Raw genomic sequence first — 17944 nt, forward strand, 5'->3', positions numbered from 1 at the left:
GCTGGCGCTTCTCGGCCTCATTTAGGACTTTGCCGGGGCCCTGGGCCCTGCGCTACGGCGTAACCCTCCCGCATCCTCATAGCGGTGAAACTCAATCCGGCCCGGCTTCCCCGTCTCCGGTCGGATCTCAATATGACCGGCATGTATGCGTGGAGTCCGCAACATCATTTACGGCATCCGCGAGAGTAACGGCATCCACATCGAGTTGATCAGCGAGTCACGCTGGTAGGCCCACCTACCAACCGATTCATCAGTAGTGCGCCCACCGCCATCGAGCCATGCTCCGCTTGGCCACACCGGCACGGCGACGATGTCCCTCCTCCGGGGGAACCCCACATCCGCATCGCAGCCATCACGATCGATACAACGAACTCACCGGCGGAGGACCGTGATGGCCAGCAGGAACAAAACCTTCAAACGATGCGGATGCCGCAACACCCACGGCAAACGGCTGGAGCAGAACTGTCCCCGGCTGGCCGACCGCGGCCACGGCTCCTGGTACTTCCAGTGCTTCGCACCGAACCTGTTCGGCCGCTCCGAACGGATCCGCCGAGGCGGATTCGTGTCACAAGGCGCTGCCCGGCAAGCGCGGGAGGACTGTCTGACCGACTGCACCGCCCGGCGTTGCGGTGACGGCTGGACCGTCGAACGGTGGCTGCGGCACTGGCTCGACACCCGCACCCGGATCCGGCCGACCACCCGGCTGGCCTACACCCGCGACGTCGAACTCGTGCTCATCCCCCGCCTCGGCCACTACCGGCTCTGCGACCTCGACGGGCCGCTGCTGCGCGCCGTCCTCGCCGAGATCGCCCAGACCACCAACGCCAAAGGCCGACCACAGTCGGCGTCAGCGCTCAACCACCTACGGACCACCCTGCGCGCCGCTTTGAACCTCGCCGTCCGCGAGGAACTCATCGAGTCGAACCCCGCCCGGCACATCGAGATCCACGGCTACCGGCGCCCGCACGCCCAGGTCTGGACCGAAGGCCGCGTCGAACACTGGGAACTCACCGGCGAACACCCGGCAGTCGCCGTCTGGACCGCCACACAACTCGCCGGCTTCCTTGACAGCGTCGCCGACGACTCGCTGTTCGCGTTCTGGTGGCTCGCCGCCCTACGCGGCCTGCGCCGCGGCGAACTCTGCGGCCTGCGGTGGGCCGCCGTCGACCTCGACCGCGGGCTGCTGTTCGTCGAACGTCAACGCACCACCGCCGGCTACCAAGTCGTGGAAGGCGAACCAAAGACCGCCGCCGGCCGACGCGCCGTCGCCCTCGACAAACACACCGTCGCCATCCTGCGCGCACACCGCAGCCGCCAACTCGCCCATCGCGACAAGCGGCACACCGCAGCAGCAGCCTGGATCGACTCCGGATACGTGTTCACCCGCAAAGACGGCGACCCGATCAACCCCAGCTACGCCACCACCCGATTCCGGATCCTCACCAACCGCGCCGGTCTACCACCCGTCCGGCTGCACGACCTGCGACACGGCGCCGCCTCCCTGGCCCACGAAGCCGGTGCGGACCTGAAGACGCTGCAGGACCTGCTCGGGCATTCCAGCATCGTGGTCACCGCCGACACCTACACCAGCGTCCTACCCGACGCCCAGCGCCGCTGCGCGGATACCACCGCCGCGTTGGTGCTGGCCGCATCGCGGCACACCCGCCAACGCATCAAGGAAAAAGCGGCCAAGAACCAGCCCGCCAACCGCGACGAAAAAGGAACACCTTCCGAGAAACGACCCGCCACCAAAAAGCGAAGCCGCAGGTCACGCGGCCGCCGCAACCCCCTACGCCACGGAAAGTAACGGCACCCATGCGTCACCCACACGCCACCCAACCTCCACAAAGGCCGGACAGCAAGAAGGGCCCGACCCGCGTTTCCGCAGTTCAGACCCATCTAAATCTTGTGCGCCCGAAGGGACTCGAACCCCTAACCTTCTGATCCGTAGTCAGATGCTCTATCCATTGAGCTACGGGCGCTCACTCAGTGCTCAACCAGCATACACACCGGCTTTCGCGCGGAGACTCCGGGATTCGAACCCGGGAGGGGCGGTAAAACCCCAACCGCATTAGCAGTGCGGCGCCATAGACCGGACTAGGCGAAGTCTCCCCGGTGGCTCGTACCGAACCACCAGACGATGACAATACCGGACCCGCTCAGCGTCGCACAAAGAGGTCGGCCCGAAACCTCCCGAAGATCTGCCACGAAGGCCGCCAACAGGTGAAACGTTGCGCTTGCGACTACGCTGCGCAGGATGGAGGAGAAGCAGACGCCGCGCGCCCGCAATCCCCGCGCGCCCTTCAGTGGGCCGCAGTCGGAGGAGCCGGCCGCCCCGCCACGGCGCGCGACGCCGCCGGCGGTCACTTTTCAACCCCCGCGGGTCGAGGAAGGTGCCGAAGGTCACCCTTCAACCCCCCTTTCCGGTACGACGGAGCGCCCGGCCCGCCGCCCCAGCACCAGGGCGCCGAAAGCCACCCGCCCCGCAACGCCCCGCCCGGCACCGCCCGCCGACAACGCGCCCGCCGAGCCTCCGCGCCACGAGCCGGCCGCCGAGCCAGCAGCACCTGAGGCCACCACGCCCGAGGCGGCAACTCCCGTAAGAGCAGTGAAAGCACCGAGGCCCGCCACCGCGAAGGCCACGCCGGCCGCCAAGAAGACCACCCCGGCCCGCCGTCCCCGCAAGGCCACCCCGGCAGCCGAGCCCGCCGCGACAACAGAACCGATCCCGGCAACCGAGCCGATCCCGGTTCCAGAGCCGATCACAGCCCCTGAGCCGATCCCGGCTCCAGAGCCGATCACAGCCCCTGAGCCGATCCCGGCCCCCGAGCCGATCACAGCCCCCGAGCCGATCACGGCGACACAGCCGGTCGCGGTGATCGAGCCGGCGCCCCCGGCCATTCCCGCCCAGCCCAACCGGGCCGCGGCCGTCCCGCTCCGCACCGCGGATCAGCTTGCCGTGGAGCTCTGGCCCCGCCTGCTGGCCGACCCGCGCAACGCTCCGAAGACTCTCGCCGACAGTGCCGTGCAGACCCTCGGCCCGCGTGCCGCCGCCTGGGCCGCGCAGACCAGGGCCGCCTACCCGGCCGCCACGCCGCGGGATCTGGCCCGGCTGGCCACCGCCCAGTTCACCCGCGCGGCTGAACGTCGGTCGCTGCTCAGTGCGCTGGCCGGCACGTACGCTCCGGTCGCTCTTGTCGCCACGGCCGCGCTGACGCACGCGGAGCTGGTGCTGCACCTCGCCGCGGCGTACGGTCTCGATCCCACCGACCCGGACCGGGCAGCGGAAATCGTGGTCCTGCTGCCGAATTACCGCAGTGGAGCGGCCTGGGCCGCGCTGCGCCTGGCCGACCGGGTCCTGCCGGGAGCGAGCCTGCTCGGCGCCGTCCTCGGCGGCCGCAACGCGGCGGAGACCGTGGCGACCCGGGCACAGCGCCGTTACGGGTGGTATTTCAGCCAGTCCAGCCAGGAGTCGGGCAGCAGTTCGTAACCGACGAACGCGGTGATGTCGAGCAGGCTGTGCGCCACGATCAGCGGCATCACCCGCTTCGTCCGCAGGTAGAACAGTGCGAACACGACCCCCATCACGACGTTGCCGACGAAACCGCCGAAGCCCTGGTAGAGGTGGTAGGACCCGCGCAGCACCGCGGAGCAGATGATGATCCGCGGCACCGACAGTTCCAGCTGCCGCAGCCGCGTCATCAGGTATCCGATGACCAAAACCTCTTCCAGTACGGCGTTCTGCACCGCCGACAGGATCAACACCGGAACAGCCCACCAGTACGGCTGCAGCGCGGACGGCACGATCTGCGCGCTCGCCCCGAGCTGAATCGCGGCGTACACCAGCAGCAGGCCGGGGATGCCGATGCCGGCGGCGAGGGCGGCGCCCCAGCCCGCGTCGTGGGCCGGCCGACGGAAGTCGATCCCGAGATCCCGGCCGGGCCGGATGTCGTCACGGCGCAGCAAATACCAGGCCAGCGCGACCGGCACCAGGTCGAAGAAGATGTTCAGCAGCTGGTATGTCAGGTCCAGATACGGCCGGGCGGACAGCGGCGCGTTGAGCGTCGCGGTGTGGCTGGCCAGCGGTTGCCCATCGGTGAGTTTCGCGGTCAGCGACACCACCGAGAAGATCGCGGACTGCCCGAGCGACAGCAGCAGGACGATGATGATCTCGGCGGTGTACGCCGATCGGGTGGACTGCTGTCGTTCGAGGGTCACGGCGACCACTGTACGAGAGGCACAAACTCGGTCATTTAGGCAAGCGACGCGCCCGGGGCGGTGATGAGTCGCACTTTTGGTGCGTCGTGTTCCTGACTGTGCTGACCACCCTGAATGCATGGGAGACCTCGCACGTTTGCTCAAGGAGAGCTGGAGCCTCGTCGAGGAACATCAGGACAAGGTGGCCGGCTATTTCTACGCCCGCCTGTTCCTGTCGCACCCGGACCTCCGCGACCTGTTCCCGGTGCACATGGACGTGCAGCGCACCCGGCTCCTGAACGCGATCGTGACCGCGGTGCAGACCCTGGAGGACCCCGAACAGTTCGACGACTACCTGCGCGCGCTCGGACGGGACCACCGCAAGTTCCACGTGATCCCGGAGCACTACGAGGTGGTGGGTGGGGCGTTGATCGAGTCCATGCGCGCGTTCGCGGGCGAGCAGTGGGGTGTCGAGTACGACCAGGCCTGGGCCGACGCGTACGCGGTGATCGCCGCGAAGATGCTGGCCGGCGCGGACGCTGATCAGAATCCGCCGTACTGGTACGGCGAGGTGGTCGCGCACGAGCGCCGCTCGCACGACATAGCGGTCTTCACCGTGCTGCCGCTGCAGCCGCTGGAGTACCGCGCCGGGCAGTACCTCAGCCTCGAGGCGACCAAGTACCAGCCTCGGCTGTGGCGCACCTACTCCCCGGCGAACGCTCCGCGCCGGGACAACACGCTGGAGTTCCACGTCCGGGCGCTCGGCGCCGGCTGGGTGTCCAGTGCCCTGGTCCGCCGGCTGCAGGTGGGCGACATGATCAAGCTGGCCGCCCCGATGGGCACCATGACCCTGGATCGAAGATCGACCCGGGACGCCGTGTTCGTGGCCGGGGGCACCGGCCTGGCTCCGGTGAAATCCCTGTTGGAGGAGCTCACCCGGTACAACCGGACCCGCTGGGTGCACGTCTTCTTCGGCGCGCGGACCCGCGAGGACCTGTACGACCTGGCCGACCTGAACCGGCTGGCCGCCCGCTACCCCTGGCTGTCCGTGGTCACCGCCTGCAGCGACGATCCCACGTTCCCCGGCGAGCAGGGCAACATCTCCGACGTGGTGGCCCGGTACGGACCGTGGAACGAGCACGACTTCTTCGTCTGCGGTTCCGGCGTGATGGTGAAGGCCAGCCTGACCAAGCTCGCCGAGCTGCAGGTCCCGTCGATCCGGATCAAGTACGACAGTTTCAGCGACTAGTTCTGGTAGTCCCAGGGACGGCCGTTCTGCTCGTACTGCGTGACCGGGACCAGTTTGGCGTCCGGCTTCATCCGATCCACGTACAACCTGCCCTCGAGGTGGTCGATCTCGTGGCTGATCAGCCGGGCCAGCGCCCGCTCGAAGACGGTCACCACCCGGGCGCCGTCGAACCTAGCGTGCTCCACCTCGATCCGCAGCGGCCGGGCCACCAGCCCGCGGTAGTCGAAGAAGGACAGGCAGCCCTCGTACTGCTCGTCCCACTCCGCCGACTCGCCGACCACCCGCGGGTTGAGCAGCACCACCGGCTCGACCTCCCGATCCGGCGGGCGGACCACGGCGGCCGCCACGGTCAGCCCGATCTGCGGCGCGGACAGGCCCACCCCCTTGGTGAACTCGTGCAGGTCCTCGAGCTGGGCGAGCGAGGTGAGCAGCCGGGTGACCGTCTCCCGGGCGGCCGGCCCCTCCCGGGGCAGCTGGAAGTGCCGGGACCGCTGCCGGAGCAGGTCGGAGCCGCGCTGCACGATGCCGATCCCGCGCATCCGGTGCGAGGCGCGGGGCAGGACCGGTGGTTCGGGTGGGCCGAGCTCGTCGTATTTCGGGGCGTCGGCGCCGCGGTACCGCCACTCGAGGCGGTACCGGGCGTTCAACAGGGGCTGATCGGTGGACCACTCGAAGATGGCACGACCTCCCTCGTTGCGGCGTTCCAGCGGGCTGCGCACCGGGACCTCGGCGGCCAGCGACACTTCGACCCCCCACACGGTGGGCTCGAAGATTTCCGGAAAATCCAGGCGTACGGTCAGCGAGCGGGTGGGCAGCCGGACTGCCCGCTGGAACCACTGGCCCCACTTCTCCTCGCCGACCGTGTACGCGTACTCGATCGTGGTGCGCTCGTTGGGGTAGAGCGGGAACTGGCCCTGCTCGTTCGCGAAGAGCAGCCAGAACTCCTTGGCCGCGTCCCGGTCGAGCTTGACCCGCCACTGCATCGGCTCGGCCGCGCCACCCTCGCCGGCCAGCGCGTGCACGTCCATCTCCTCGAACGTCAGCGGGTTCTCCCGGTGATGCCGGTTGGAGCCGGCCGGGTCGTTCGGGTATCGGTCGATGGCGATCTTCACGAGGTAGCGGGTGACCGGCTCGACACCGGCGTTGTAGAGCGACCGGATCACCCGGCAGCGATACGCCCCGCCGACGTAGGCCAGCTCGGCGATCTCGCGTTCCACCACCAGGCCCGTGCCCGGCGGCAGCCACTGGAGCGGCACCGGCGGGTCCCGGTGCAGCCCGGAGCCCCGCGCGTGGCGGAGTTCGTCGTACTCCTGGAAGCGCTGCCAGATCGCGCCGCCGGCACCCAGCACCGCCTCGGCCCGGCGGGCGAAGTCCTCGGTCGGTTTGTGGCGTCGCCCCTCGACGTGACTGACGTAGGAGGGATCGAAGCCCATGCGTGCGGCGAGCTGCTTTTTGGTCATCCCACGCTCGACGCGCCACTGCGCAAGCGCCGTCACGAACTGATCTGCGGCCCGGTCAACGGGCGAGGTGGTCATCACGGATGTCCCCTTCGCGACGGCACACTCAGTGTCGCCGGGACCCGGTGTCCGGATGGGGCTAGTAGCGCGTTGCCGACAGGTACCTTGACAAAACCGGCAGCCCCACCACGCTACGTTAGGTAATCATGGCAGAGGGTATTCGCCCGAAAGATCCCTAGCCGTAGTTGGTTAGGCTACCCTTAATCAGGTACGCTCGGTCGCCTGAGAGCACTGCCCGCACGCGGTGAGGTGGAGAAGCTGGTGAACGTGTGACCGTCACCCTGGAACTCGCCGGATTCCGTCCGCTGGCTCCCGTGAACGCGACGCTGCAGGCCATGTTCGGTGGCGTCTACGTGCCCGCCCTGGCGCCCGGCTTGATCGTCTCCGACCAGCCCGGATGGTCCACCACCGAGCTGCTCACCGGCCCCGCGCTGGACACTCTGCTGGCGTCGGCCGGCCGCCGCTGGAACGCGCAGCCGCACGCCGCCGCCGCGCTCGCCTGGAAGACGTATGCCTACTGGCTCGCCCTGCCGGCGGTCCTCGGATGGGTCTCGGCCCGCCGCGTCCCGCTGATCACAGCCGGTAACACCATGATGAGCTTCACCAACCCGGACGTGTTGATCACGATCGGTGTCCGCGCCGGCACCCCGATCGCCGTCCTGCCGACCGACGATCTGGCGCTGCGCGGCCACCCGGACGCCGTCGTCGTCCCGGACGAGGCCGCCCTGCTCGCCGAGTTCCGCCGCAGCCTGCTCGACGAGCACCTGGCCCCGCTGCTGGACGCCTTCCACAGCCGCGTCCGCCTCGGCAAGCGCCTGCTGCTCGGCTCCCTGGCCTCAGGCATCGCCTACGGCATCCTGCGCTCCGCCGACACCACCCCCGGCCCCTCCGCCACCTCGATCGACCTCCTGCTCTCCACCCTGGGCATCCGCGACCTGATCGACCTGGTCCCCACCACCCACGGCCAGCTGGACGTCCAGCGCAAAACCTGCTGCCTGGCCTTCACCCTCCCCCAGCCGAAGATCTGCCCCGGCTGCTGCATCAAACCCTGACCCCACCCACCACCGACAGGGCAACAAACGCACGCACCCAATGCCAGCGCGGCGATGAGCACCCGCACTCGGTGCCGCTGGGGCGGCAAAAGCACGCGCCCTATGCCGGCGGGGCGGTGAGTGCCCGCACTCGGTCAGCTCCAGGGGTCGCCACCAGCACGCGATCAAGGCTTGCGTGCGCCCACCGCCCCTATAGGGCCCACAGCAGCACGCAATCCCACAACGCGGACACCCACCGCCCCCACCGACCCCGAAGCATGCGCCGGGAAGCCGAAGCGGACGGCACGGCACGGCACGGTGGAGAGTCCGCGACCACATCGGCGGCCCCAGCGCGTCAGCATTGCCGAAAACCACCCGAATTGCGTTTTACCGAATTACGGCCGCAGCGATCCGTAATCGATCATTCCCCCGGCACCCCGGATTTTTCGACGATCCGAGACCCTCCGCCCCCTCCCGGACCCCGCCAGAGAAGAACCGGGGAGGACCGGACCGAACCACGGACCGACCCCCCGGGACCGAAACGGACGACCCGCCAGCAACCCCCGGACCCGGCTCCGGACGTACCAAAAAATAAAAAAGCCGACCCAAAGGTCGGCAACCCACCGCAAGCCCAGCCCACGCCCCGATAGTCAAAATCAGAACTAACTCCACCACGTGACCCGCAAGCCACCCACCAACCACCGAGACGAGCCCAAAAACCTCAAGCCCCAAAAATCAGCAACCCTCAAAAAGCCCGAGGAGAACCCGCACACAGAACCCCCGGCCAACCAGGAAAATCCGAAACGCGCGGCCGAAAACCCCAGCCAGGAAAGGTTTTGGGCGGCATGGCCCACGCAGGGATCAAGCCTGACCGCCCGGAGTGGGCCATCCCGCCAAAAACCGCCCACCTCGCGCAAACAACCCACCCAACCGCGAGCCAGCAAAAACCGCTCAACCGCGATCAGAAGCCACGATCACCGCATCCGGATCGTCGACCAGCGACCGAACATCCCACACCCACACCCCACCGTTCCAGACCGGCCGGAACCCCACGAGGTCGGACATGGTCCGGAGCATCTCGATGTCCCGAGTCTGCGGGGTCAACACCACCACGCCCGCTCTCCAGTACCGCAGATCCGCCAGAGTCATCTCCCGGCGTGCGTCGGTCACCTCGGGAGTCGGGTTCCCCTGCCGGATCGACGCCATCAGCCCGCTGGTCGGCCGCCACGGCGGAGCAAAAGCCGCCGTGTGATCCCCGGGATCCTGCGGGTTCTGGTTCGGCAGCAGCGCATAAGCACCGGCGATCCGCATGTCCTGCCCGGTGTACGCGCTCCACCGCAGCGGGTCCGGGTAGTTGCTGTCCGGCAGCGGCAGCGTGACGACGGTGTGCTCGTCGTCGACGAACTGCTTCCACGCGCCGGACGTGACGAACGCCGGCACCGGCTCCATCGGCACGCTGGCCAGCTGGATCGGGACGAGCGGCACCAGCGCCATCGCCACCGCGGTGACCATCGCGACCCGGACCGGCCCGCGGGTGTGCGGCTGGGTCTCGATCAGGTCGGCGGCCCGCTGGCAGCCGAGCGCCAGCACGATCCCGACGACCGGCGCGATGGCCATCGCCCACCGGGTCGGTACGGCCGAGTTCAGCACCGGCAGGTGATGCAGGAACGCCCAGATGCCCGGGATGCCGGTGTCCACGCCGTTCAGCACGATGTGCGGCCCAAGTGACATCGCCGCGAACAGCACGGCCAGGAAGCCCAGGGTCAGCACCGCGGCGCTGCGCCGGAGCCAGAGGATCAGCCCGAAGAAGAGGACGACAAGGCCCCAGCCGAAGAACGCGTTCTGCTCGGACGGGTTCTGCGCCAGCACCAGCGGCACGCTCGAGTTCCCGGCGACCGAGTGCGTCGAGTACGCGGTGAAGGAGCCCAGATCGGCGCCGAAGCTCCGAACGTATTCGGACAAGCCGGCGTACGACTGCGGGCCGAAGAACTGCACGCTGAGCGGGTAGGCCAGGGCCGCGAGGGCACTGGCGGCGGCCACACCGAGCCCGCGCAGGAACGCGAACACCTCACCCCGGTGCCCCTTGCGGCGGACCACTGCCATCACCGCGCAGAAAACGCCGAGTCCGACCGCGGTCATGAAAAGGATCTCGAGGTTGATGAACGCCTGCCAGATCAGCAGGCCGCCGAGAAGAAGGCCGTTGCGCATCGCCCGGCCGGGCACGCGCAATTCCAGCGTCCGCCAGATGATCAGCGGGATGAGGAACTGCGAGACGATGTTCGGGTGGCCGGCCGCGTGCGAGATCATGCTCGGCGCGAACGTGCAGAACAGGGCACCGACCCAGGCCGCGAGCCGCGAGGACACCAGGTATCGGGCGAGCACCAAATACCATGAAGAACCGGTTAATGCCAATGCGCCGGTCAAGAATACGTTGAACGCCACATGTGGGCCGAACAGAAGAGTGATGGGCGTCAGTGGCAGCGAAACGGCCAACGCTGACGTGTTGGCCATCATGTTCACCCCATCGGGGTAATTCATGCGATCCGAGAAGAACGGATATACGCCATCCGTGAGCACTCGGGCACCGTGCGCCAGCATCCACTCGAAGAAAGCCTGATCCTGTGGATCATCTCGCAACTCATGATCAAGATTGAGCCACAACGGCGCTGTGACGAAGAGCGCAACAGCAAGGAAACTTACTATTGCCAGAACGTCCCGCCAGGCTGGCACGCGCCACAGAGGACGACCGCGTGCAGGCGCCGTGGCCTGCTCTTCGGTCGTTTCCACGGCAGGCGCGACAGCGGCAGGCGCGGCCGCTGTCATGCCGTCCTCAAGTGCGCGCAGCTCGGCGTCCAGGTCCTCGGCTGCGGTCACTTGGCGAGGCGGCAGAACGTTCTCACCAGCGGTCTGGCCCGTCGAGTCAAAACCCGTAATCGTCATAGCATCGGCGAGCCTAACCGAGGTTGCGAAGAGTTCCGCAGTGAGCGCCCGCAGCGTGATAGAGACGATATGTACGCGTGTTTTCCGCGTGTCCATGGATCACTCTCTGTCCGGCCCGTCGGAGCCGGGTAACCCATCGAAGTGCCGTCCGGGCTATGTCTCAATCAGGCCAAAAAATCTGCGTGACCCGGTGCTCAACTTTCGGATAGCGGCTCCAGATGGTTAACTTCACCGGTCCCGCTGTCAGCTCAGATCGGCAAGATGAGGGAACCTCACCTATGGCAGACATCACTGGAGACCAGCGGATCCAGTCCGAAGTGCTCGAAGGCCTCGCCACGGCCGTGAACCACCGTCGGTGGTTCGTCGAGCTCGCTCTCCCATACCTCGGGGACAACCCCATCGAGATCGGCAGCGGCCTCGGTGACTACGCCATCGAGTGGGCCGAGCACCTCCCGCGGTTCACCGCGACGGAGGCCGACCCCGATCGGCTGGTCCTGCTCAAGGAGCGGATGGCCGACCACCGGAACATCGAGGTGCGGCAGATGTTGCTGCCCGCGCAGGATGCCGCCGGGGAGTACAGCGCCGCCGTCTCATACAACGTGCTCGAGCACATCGAGGACCACGTGGGCGCGCTGCGGAGCATGTCGGAGCTGGTCCGCCCGGGTGGCCGCGTGATCATCATCGTGCCGGCCTTCATGTTCGCGATGAGCAACGTCGACATCGCGACCGGGCACATCCGCCGGTACACGAAGAAGACGCTCGGTGCGGCCTTCGCCGAGGCCGGCCTGGAGATGGAGAAGCTCCACTACGCGAACGCGCTGGGCCTGATCGGCTACTACGGCGCGACCAGCATCTTCAAGCTGGCGCCGAAGGAGGGCCCGATGGTCAAGGTGTATGACAGCCTGGTCCTGCCGGTCACCAAGGCAGCCGAGCGCGTGGTCAAGCCGCCGTTCGGCCAGTCGGTCTTCGCGGTGGCGCGCACGCCCCGCTGACCCGCACGAACACCTCGAGGCGACGGCCATCCGGCCGTCGCCTCGCTGTTTGCCAAGGTCTCGTCAGCCGAGCCTCTTCGGCCGGGGAACCGGCCGGGGAGACCCCGCCGGCAAGATCCGGCCAGGGCGAGCGGTCAGGCGCGGACCTGGAAGGTCGCTCGCAGGGTGGCCCGGGCCAGGGTGTGGAACGTCAGGTTGAAACCGACGACAGCCGGCGACGCGTCCGGCGTGACCTCGAGCGCGTCCACGTCGATCGCGTGCACCGCGAACACGTACCGGTGCACCCGGTCGCCGGGCGGCGGCGCGGCCCCGCCGTAGGCGCGGTCACCGTAGTCGTTGCGGACGCAGAACGCGCCCTCCGGCGACGGGTCGACACCCCGATCAAGAGCGGTCACCGAGACCGGCAGGTTGACCAGCACCCAGTGCCAGAAGCCACTGCCGGTGGGCGCGTCCGGGTCGAAGCAGGTGACCACGAACCCGCGGGTCTCCGGTGGGAACCCCGACCAGGACAACTGGGGCGAGAGGTTCTTCCCGCCGGTGCTGGTGTGTGCGTACAACTCGTCGAGCGGCTGCCCGTCCGTGACGTCCGCGCTGGTCACCGTGAAGGTGGGGACCTGCGGCAGGATGTCGTACGGATCGGGGGCCAGAGCTCGGTCAAGACTCATCGGGTCCTCCGGCGTGGTGTCTGAACTCGTCTGGCTTTCCCACGTTTAGCCGACGGTAACCGCCGGACGTGTCGCCCGCCTTTCACCCACGTTGCCGACGCCCGTCACTCGAAAAGGGTAAACGCACAGGTGGTGCGCACCCTCGGGGTGATCCTGGGCGATGCTTCTGTCAGACATCCGACCGGGTGCGTGTGGCAGAGATCCCCGCGCCTGGCCGTGATCGGCACGCGACAGCGGCCACAAGCAAGCCGGCACCCGTCCACACGGCGGGTGCCGGCTGCTGTCCGTGGCCGGCCGGTCAGGAACCCGGGATCCGGGCCACCCGCAGGCCGCGATAGACCTTCCGGTAGCTCACCCCGGTCCGCCGGTTCCCCGCGTCGATCATCATGCCGCGGCCCATGTAGATGCCCACGTGCCCCGGCCCGATCACCAGGTCACCCGGCCGGGCCTGCCCCCGCGGGACCCGCCGGGCCCGGGAGGCCTGCGCGCCGGACGAGTGCGGCAGCCGCATCCCGGCCCGGGCGTACGCCTGCCGGGTCAGGCCCGAGCAGTCGAACCCGCCCCTGCTGCCCTCGCCGCCGTGCACGTACCGCTTGCCGACCTGCGACCGGGCGTACGCGATCACCGCGTTCATCCCGCCCCGAGTGGCCCGCAGCGGCCGTTCCACGGTGCGTCGCACGGTCTTGCGCACCATGCCCCGGTGCGACACCGTGGTCCGCCGCTGGGCGACCACCCGACGCACGGCCCGCTCCGGCCGCTGCCGGGCCTCCCTGGCCGGCCGCTGGTGCGCCTCCCGAGTCGCTGGCCGCTGCCGCTCAGCGGACGGCCGCTGCCGCTCAACGGACGAACGTTGCCGCTCTGCGGACGGCCGTTGCCGCTCTGCGGACGGCCGTTGCCGCTCGGCGGACTGGCGCTGCTGCTCCGTCACCGGCCGCCGGAGCGGCTGTGCGGTGACCGGGCGCACCCGCAGCGGAGTCACCGGCACGGGCCGCACCGCTGTCGAACGACGGATCATCGCCCGGGTCGCCCGCTCGGAAGCGGTCTGACGCCGCTGGTACAAGCTCTCGTCGAAGCCGCCCGAAGAGTCGATTCCGCCCGGGAACCCGTGGACGGCGAGACCGTCCAGCTGGTGCCCGGCGGGCGGAACCAGGCGCGGGCCGAAGACCGCTGGTTCCGGGTGAGCCGGCAGGGCCTGCGGGGCTTGGAAGGCCTCCGCGGCGTGCTCGGCAGGGTCTACGGCCGGTGCGATGACGGCCAGCGCTAGAGCGCCGGCGGTCAGCACGCGGCGTGTGGACGTACCGTGCAGTGTTGCCTCCGAAATAGGCCCGGGGCACTCGCGCGAATCCCATCTCAGCGCGGCGGATGGTGCGGTGCCGCGCTATTACCCCGTCGAGACAGAGCAATGGGAACCCGGACAACTTTGGTATTCCGTGGACCATGCCAACACACCTGGAATTGCTATGTGGCTGGATTCAGATAATTAATCCCTCGATCTCGAAAAGATAAAGGGTCATCACTGTTCGGCTGCCGGCAGTGACATCCGGATGCCGGGCGTGGTCATCGAGCCGTGCAAAGAAACCTCGCTGAGCTGGGAATCCTTCGGAACATCGAAGGGCAGAACCCCGTTCACCGAGGTCCGCGGACGGATCTCGTCGAGCAGTGTCGGGCTGTCATCATTGAGAAAAACCGCAGCCTCGGCGGCAACCGCGTAGGCTGCTCCAGTGGTGTCGTAGACGCGTTGCGCCGAACTGTCGAACAGTTCCGGCTCGACGCCGTTGTTCGTGACGCGTACGTCCAGCAGACAGAACTGGCCGTCCGCGCGTTGTTCCCATCCGTCCGGGCCGACCGCGGAAACGCCGCACCGCACGCGTTTCACCCGGACCGCGAATCCGCCGGGCGCCGTGTCGGCGGCATCGGCAGCGGGCAGTCCGCGGACCACCACCGGGCCGCCGGCCGGACGGTCGGCGGTGGCCACCGCCCAGATGCCGAACGTGATCAGGGCCAGGGCGGCGACGATGCCACCGCCCACCCAGATCCGGGTCCGCCAGCGCAGCGCCCACTCGTCCACACCCTCGTCATCCGGGTCGATCACCCGGATGGTCGTGGCCCGGTGTGGTGTGTACGTCACGGTGTCCCCCAGCGAACAGATCCTTGGCGCACCCGAGAATCGGACGCGCTGTCCGTCCATGCTGGGTTGACCACGGCCGACCGCTGCCACGACTCGCCGCAAATGGGACTTTATCCGGCAAATCTCCCAGAGGATATTCCCTCGATCGGGTGATCAGCGGAGCAAAAGGATCTTCCCGAGGTGATCACTCGACGCCATAAGCTCCTGCGCGGCGGCCGCCTCGGCCAACGGGAACGTGGTGTGGATGACCGGTTTCACCACACCGGCGGCGACCAGTGGCCACACCTGATCACGGACCCCGGCGACGATCCGCGCCTTCTCCGGCACCGGGCGGGCGCGCAACGAGGTGGACGAGATGGTGCCGCGTTTCGCCATCAGCGCACCCAGATCCAGCTCGGCGCGAGTGCCGCCCTGGAAGCCGATCACCGAGATCCGGCCGCCCGGCGCGAGCGCCTCGATGTTGCGGGCGAGATACGTCGCGCCGATGATGTCGAGCACCACGTCGACACCCCGGCCACCGGTGGTTTCGTGCACTGATCGTACGAAATCGTGGGTTTGATAGTCGATGGTGAGATCGGCGCCGAGCGCGCGCAGCCTCTCGTGTTTCGCGGACCTCGCGGTGACCAGCACCGTCGCGCCCAGCGCCTTGCCCAGCTGCACCGCGAACGTGCCGATCCCGCTGCCGCCGCCGTGCACCAGCAACGTCTCACCGGCCCGCAGCCGATCGTGCGACACCGTGTTGGACCAGACCGTGCAGGCAACCTCGGGCAGCGCGGCCGCCTCGACCAGCGACAACCCGGTCGGCACCGGCAGCAGCTGACCGGACGGCACCACGACACGCTCCGCATAACCCCCGCCGGCCAGCAGCGCGCAGACCCGCTCACCCACGTGGTGACCGTCGACACCCGGGCCGACCGCGCTGACCACCCCGGAGCACTCCAGCCCCGGATAGACCGGCGCACCGGGCGGCGGAGGGTAATGCCCCTGGCGTTGCAGCAGGTCAGCCCGGTTCACCGCGGCGGCGGTGACGTCGACGACGACCTCGCCGTGGCCCGGCTCCGGATCCGGAACCTCGGTCCAGAGCAGCTGCTTGTCCTCGATCACGATGGCGCGCATGACTTCGACTGTGCCCTAGAGGTACGACACGAACACCACGACCGGAAGAGCGTCTGGCAGACTGAAGCGGGCACCACGGGAGGACTCGCCTAGTGGCCGATGGCGCCGGTCTTGAAAACCGGTATGGGGAAACTCATCGTGGGTTCGAATCCCACGTCCTCCGCTCGATCATGAGCAGCAAAAACCCCCGCTGACCTGCACGAACGCAGGACGGCGGGGGTTCTCTGTGTTAGATCTCGATCTCGCTCGTCGCGGCAAATCCGCGGCAAATCCGCGGCAACGACCGGGAGCGCAGGACCGCGACCCACGATGTGGATGCTGCCAGGTCACGGACGGTTGGTGTCGCGTAGGTCACTCGGGTTCGCACCGAACTTGTCCCGGACCTCGCTCGTGAGGGCCTCGCGCTGTTCCGGGGTCAACTCCGACTCCCACTGCTTGTACCTCTCGATGCCCTCCAGCATCGGTCCGGAGTACACCGACGTGGCGGCGAGGTCACGCAGGTGGATCCGACCCTCCAGCAGGTCGCTTGCCATCTCCGCCATCTCCGGGCCGGCCTCGCCGTTCTTCATCCGGGCCAGGGCCGCCTTGACCTCCCGGGCCATCGCCGCGCTGCCCGCCATCGCCTCAAGTTCGCGGTCGATGGGTTCTTCGTCGCGCTCGCTCACGTCAGGCTCCCGGAGGGGCGTACGCCGTGGCCGGCAGCGGGATGTCGTCGAGGCTTCCGCCCTGGTAGACGATGTCCATGCCGATGCCGAAGGAGCCCATGATCACCGTCAGGGCGGTGTTGATGATCAGGGACATCTTGTTCACCAGCACCACCATGTCGGCGATGACCAGGGTGAGAGCCACGTATCCGGGCCCGGCCGCCACGGCTCCGACTCCGGTCGACATCAGCGCGGTGCTCCCACCCGCGATAACGCCCGCAAGGATGGCGTTGTCCACCAGGCCCTGGAGCAGGTTGCCGAGCTGGTTCGCCAGGCCCCACGCCCCGTTCGCCGCTTTGTGGTACGACTCGCCTAGTTCGTTCAGCTTCGTACGCAGCAGGTTCACCGACGAGGACAACGACGTGAAGTAGTTGTACGCCGCGTCGCTCGCGTTGCCGTCCCAAGCGGAGTCGAGCGCCAGCATTCCTTGTTGGACATTGACGCCCACCCGGTCCACGCACTCGCCCATGCTGATCAGCGCGTCGCCGAACTGGTAGATGGGTCCCCAGTCGCCGCCGATCGATGCGGTGAGATACCCGATCACATCCTTGCCGGTCGTGCGCTCAATGGTCGCGTTGATCCAGTAGGTGGGCGACAGGTAGTTGAAGAGCGCCCCGGGATCGGGGAACCCGTCGGCCGCGGAGGCGTCGGGTTCCCCCGGAGCGACCAGGGCAGCGGTCGGATCAGCCATGTCAGCTTCCGGCCGACGTGATGGGCCGTTGCGCCGGCGGATAGCTCCCGTCGATCTCAGCCGCGGACTTGGCATCGGTGTTCTCGTACGTCTCAGCAACGCCGCGCATGTTCGTTGCCGACGTGTCCAGCACCGTTGCGAGCTTGGTCAGGGTGTCGGTGAGCTGCGCCATCAGGTCCCCGTGCTTGCCGTGCAGAAAGCCCAGCGCCCCTTGGTCGTGCGGGCCGAACGTCCCCCACTTGCTGGCGTAACCGCGGGTCTCCTCGGCGGCCTCGGACTGGTCGGTCAGCTCGGCCGCGTACAGCCGCAACGAGCTGGGCTCCACTCGGAACGTCATGAGTCGATCCCTCCCACGAGGAGAACGGCGAGCACCAGCAGGACGACGCCGCTCACGGTCAAGATCCCGCACCGTCTCCACAGCTTGCCGAGCCGGTCGGAGTCACTGAACCGGTGCAGGTTGATGCCATCGATCACGGCGAGGACGAACACCACGCCAGCGGGGATGAGCAGAAGCCATGTGGACAGGGGTACGTGGTCACCTTGCGCCAGCCTGACGACGCCGGCGAAGGCCAGCAGGAAGTAGATGACGGCGAAGAAGAAGGCGAACTTGCCCACAAGCCGCTTGAGCATCAGCTTGGCTTCATCAACTCCGCTGTTCATACCGCCCCCGTTACTCCCCGTACAAAGCCTGACTACCGTATCAACGCTCATCCA

16 protein-coding genes and 3 tRNA genes are annotated in these 17944 nt (G+C 68.1%); 6 read left to right on the forward strand and 13 right to left on the reverse strand.

Annotated elements, in window-relative coordinates; all coding sequences use genetic code 11:
- The first annotated feature begins 472 nt into the window (after nucleotides 1-472).
- Entirely contained in the window at nucleotides 473-1807 is a 1335-nt protein-coding gene (locus Apa02nite_RS12735) for a tyrosine-type recombinase/integrase (protein WP_444978706.1), read from the forward strand.
- A gap of 102 nt (nucleotides 1808-1909) precedes the next feature.
- Here the strand turns inward: Apa02nite_RS12735 and Apa02nite_RS12740 are convergent.
- Together Apa02nite_RS12740 and Apa02nite_RS12745 are read right to left on the reverse strand one after the other, a co-directional pair.
- A tRNA-Arg gene (locus Apa02nite_RS12740) sits at nucleotides 1910-1982 on the reverse strand.
- A gap of 39 nt (nucleotides 1983-2021) precedes the next feature.
- A tRNA-Ser gene (locus Apa02nite_RS12745) sits at nucleotides 2022-2112 on the reverse strand.
- 496 nt (nucleotides 2113-2608) lie between these two features.
- Here Apa02nite_RS12745 and Apa02nite_RS50990 point away from each other — a divergent pair.
- A complete protein-coding gene (locus tag Apa02nite_RS50990) occupies nucleotides 2609-3490 on the forward strand; it encodes a hypothetical protein (RefSeq protein WP_239164282.1) in 882 nt (293 codons plus the stop codon).
- Here the strand turns inward: Apa02nite_RS50990 and Apa02nite_RS12760 are convergent.
- Nucleotides 3439-4227 (reverse strand): CPBP family intramembrane glutamic endopeptidase, encoded by a 789-nt coding sequence (locus Apa02nite_RS12760; protein ID WP_067690493.1) that lies wholly within the window; start codon nucleotides 4225-4227, stop codon nucleotides 3439-3441. The two genes, Apa02nite_RS50990 and Apa02nite_RS12760, sit on opposite strands and share 52 nt — an antisense overlap.
- Nucleotides 4228-4336: 109 nt before the next feature.
- On the opposite strand from Apa02nite_RS12760, the gene Apa02nite_RS12765 reads away from it, so the two are divergent.
- Nucleotides 4337-5446 carry a globin domain-containing protein gene (locus Apa02nite_RS12765; protein WP_203825226.1) on the forward strand — a complete coding sequence of 370 codons (1110 nt, stop codon included), beginning with the start codon at nucleotides 4337-4339 and terminating at the stop codon, nucleotides 5444-5446.
- On the opposite strand, the gene Apa02nite_RS12770 is transcribed toward Apa02nite_RS12765, so the two are convergent.
- Complete coding sequence (locus Apa02nite_RS12770; RefSeq protein ID WP_203825227.1) at nucleotides 5443-6981, reverse strand: peptide deformylase; 1539 nt, start codon at nucleotides 6979-6981, stop codon at nucleotides 5443-5445. The genes Apa02nite_RS12765 and Apa02nite_RS12770 overlap by 4 nt on opposite strands.
- A 317-nt stretch (nucleotides 6982-7298) precedes the next feature.
- Here Apa02nite_RS12770 and Apa02nite_RS12775 point away from each other — a divergent pair, with 317 nt between their 5' ends.
- On the forward strand, nucleotides 7299-8015 hold the full coding sequence (locus tag Apa02nite_RS12775) for a hypothetical protein (RefSeq protein ID WP_203825269.1): 717 nt from the start codon (nucleotides 7299-7301) through the stop codon (nucleotides 8013-8015).
- A 930-nt stretch (nucleotides 8016-8945) separates the two neighbouring features.
- Here the strand turns inward: Apa02nite_RS12775 and Apa02nite_RS12780 are convergent.
- Nucleotides 8946-10817, reverse strand: coding sequence for a DUF6311 domain-containing protein (locus Apa02nite_RS12780; RefSeq protein WP_083971313.1), 1872 nt, complete (start codon nucleotides 10815-10817; stop codon nucleotides 8946-8948).
- Between the two features lie 395 nt (nucleotides 10818-11212).
- On the opposite strand from Apa02nite_RS12780, the gene Apa02nite_RS12785 reads away from it, so the two are divergent.
- Entirely contained in the window at nucleotides 11213-11926 is a 714-nt protein-coding gene (locus Apa02nite_RS12785; protein ID WP_067690486.1) for a class I SAM-dependent methyltransferase, read from the forward strand.
- Between the two features lie 134 nt (nucleotides 11927-12060).
- Here Apa02nite_RS12785 and Apa02nite_RS12790 read toward each other — a convergent pair whose 3' ends face one another.
- The 4 genes from Apa02nite_RS12790 to Apa02nite_RS12805 form a co-directional block, all read right to left on the reverse strand.
- Nucleotides 12061-12591, reverse strand: coding sequence for a YbhB/YbcL family Raf kinase inhibitor-like protein (locus Apa02nite_RS12790; protein WP_067690483.1), 531 nt, complete (start codon nucleotides 12589-12591; stop codon nucleotides 12061-12063).
- A gap of 298 nt (nucleotides 12592-12889) precedes the next feature.
- Nucleotides 12890-13333 (reverse strand): C40 family peptidase, encoded by a 444-nt coding sequence (locus Apa02nite_RS12795; RefSeq protein ID WP_239164283.1) that lies wholly within the window; start codon nucleotides 13331-13333, stop codon nucleotides 12890-12892.
- Between the two features lie 771 nt (nucleotides 13334-14104).
- The gene (locus Apa02nite_RS12800; RefSeq protein ID WP_239164284.1) at nucleotides 14105-14719 is read right to left on the reverse strand and encodes a DUF4352 domain-containing protein; all 615 of its coding nucleotides are present in this window, start codon (nucleotides 14717-14719) and stop codon (nucleotides 14105-14107) included.
- Nucleotides 14720-14872: 153 nt separating this feature from the next.
- Nucleotides 14873-15835, reverse strand: coding sequence for an NAD(P)H-quinone oxidoreductase (locus tag Apa02nite_RS12805; RefSeq protein ID WP_203825229.1), 963 nt, complete (start codon nucleotides 15833-15835; stop codon nucleotides 14873-14875).
- Between the two features lie 78 nt (nucleotides 15836-15913).
- Here Apa02nite_RS12805 and Apa02nite_RS12810 point away from each other — a divergent pair.
- Nucleotides 15914-15998 (forward strand) — tRNA-Ser (locus Apa02nite_RS12810).
- Nucleotides 15999-16161: 163 nt separating this feature from the next.
- Here Apa02nite_RS12810 and Apa02nite_RS12815 read toward each other — a convergent pair.
- From Apa02nite_RS12815 to Apa02nite_RS12830, 4 genes are read right to left on the reverse strand one after another with little or no spacing between them, the layout of a single operon-like run.
- Nucleotides 16162-16500, reverse strand: coding sequence for a hypothetical protein (locus Apa02nite_RS12815; RefSeq protein ID WP_203825230.1), 339 nt, complete (start codon nucleotides 16498-16500; stop codon nucleotides 16162-16164).
- Nucleotide 16501: 1 nt separating this feature from the next.
- Nucleotides 16502-17230, reverse strand: coding sequence for a WXG100 family type VII secretion target (locus Apa02nite_RS12820; protein ID WP_203825231.1), 729 nt, complete (start codon nucleotides 17228-17230; stop codon nucleotides 16502-16504).
- 1 nt (nucleotide 17231) lies between these two features.
- Entirely contained in the window at nucleotides 17232-17567 is a 336-nt protein-coding gene (locus Apa02nite_RS12825; RefSeq protein ID WP_203825232.1) for a hypothetical protein, read from the reverse strand.
- Nucleotides 17564-17890 (reverse strand): hypothetical protein, encoded by a 327-nt coding sequence (locus tag Apa02nite_RS12830; protein ID WP_203825233.1) that lies wholly within the window; start codon nucleotides 17888-17890, stop codon nucleotides 17564-17566. Before Apa02nite_RS12830 ends, Apa02nite_RS12825 begins: the two co-directional genes overlap by 4 nt.
- Nucleotides 17891-17944: the final 54 nt, after the last annotated feature.

This window comes from Actinoplanes palleronii (assembly GCF_016862315.1).
Taxonomy (GTDB): domain Bacteria; phylum Actinomycetota; class Actinomycetes; order Mycobacteriales; family Micromonosporaceae; genus Actinoplanes; species Actinoplanes palleronii.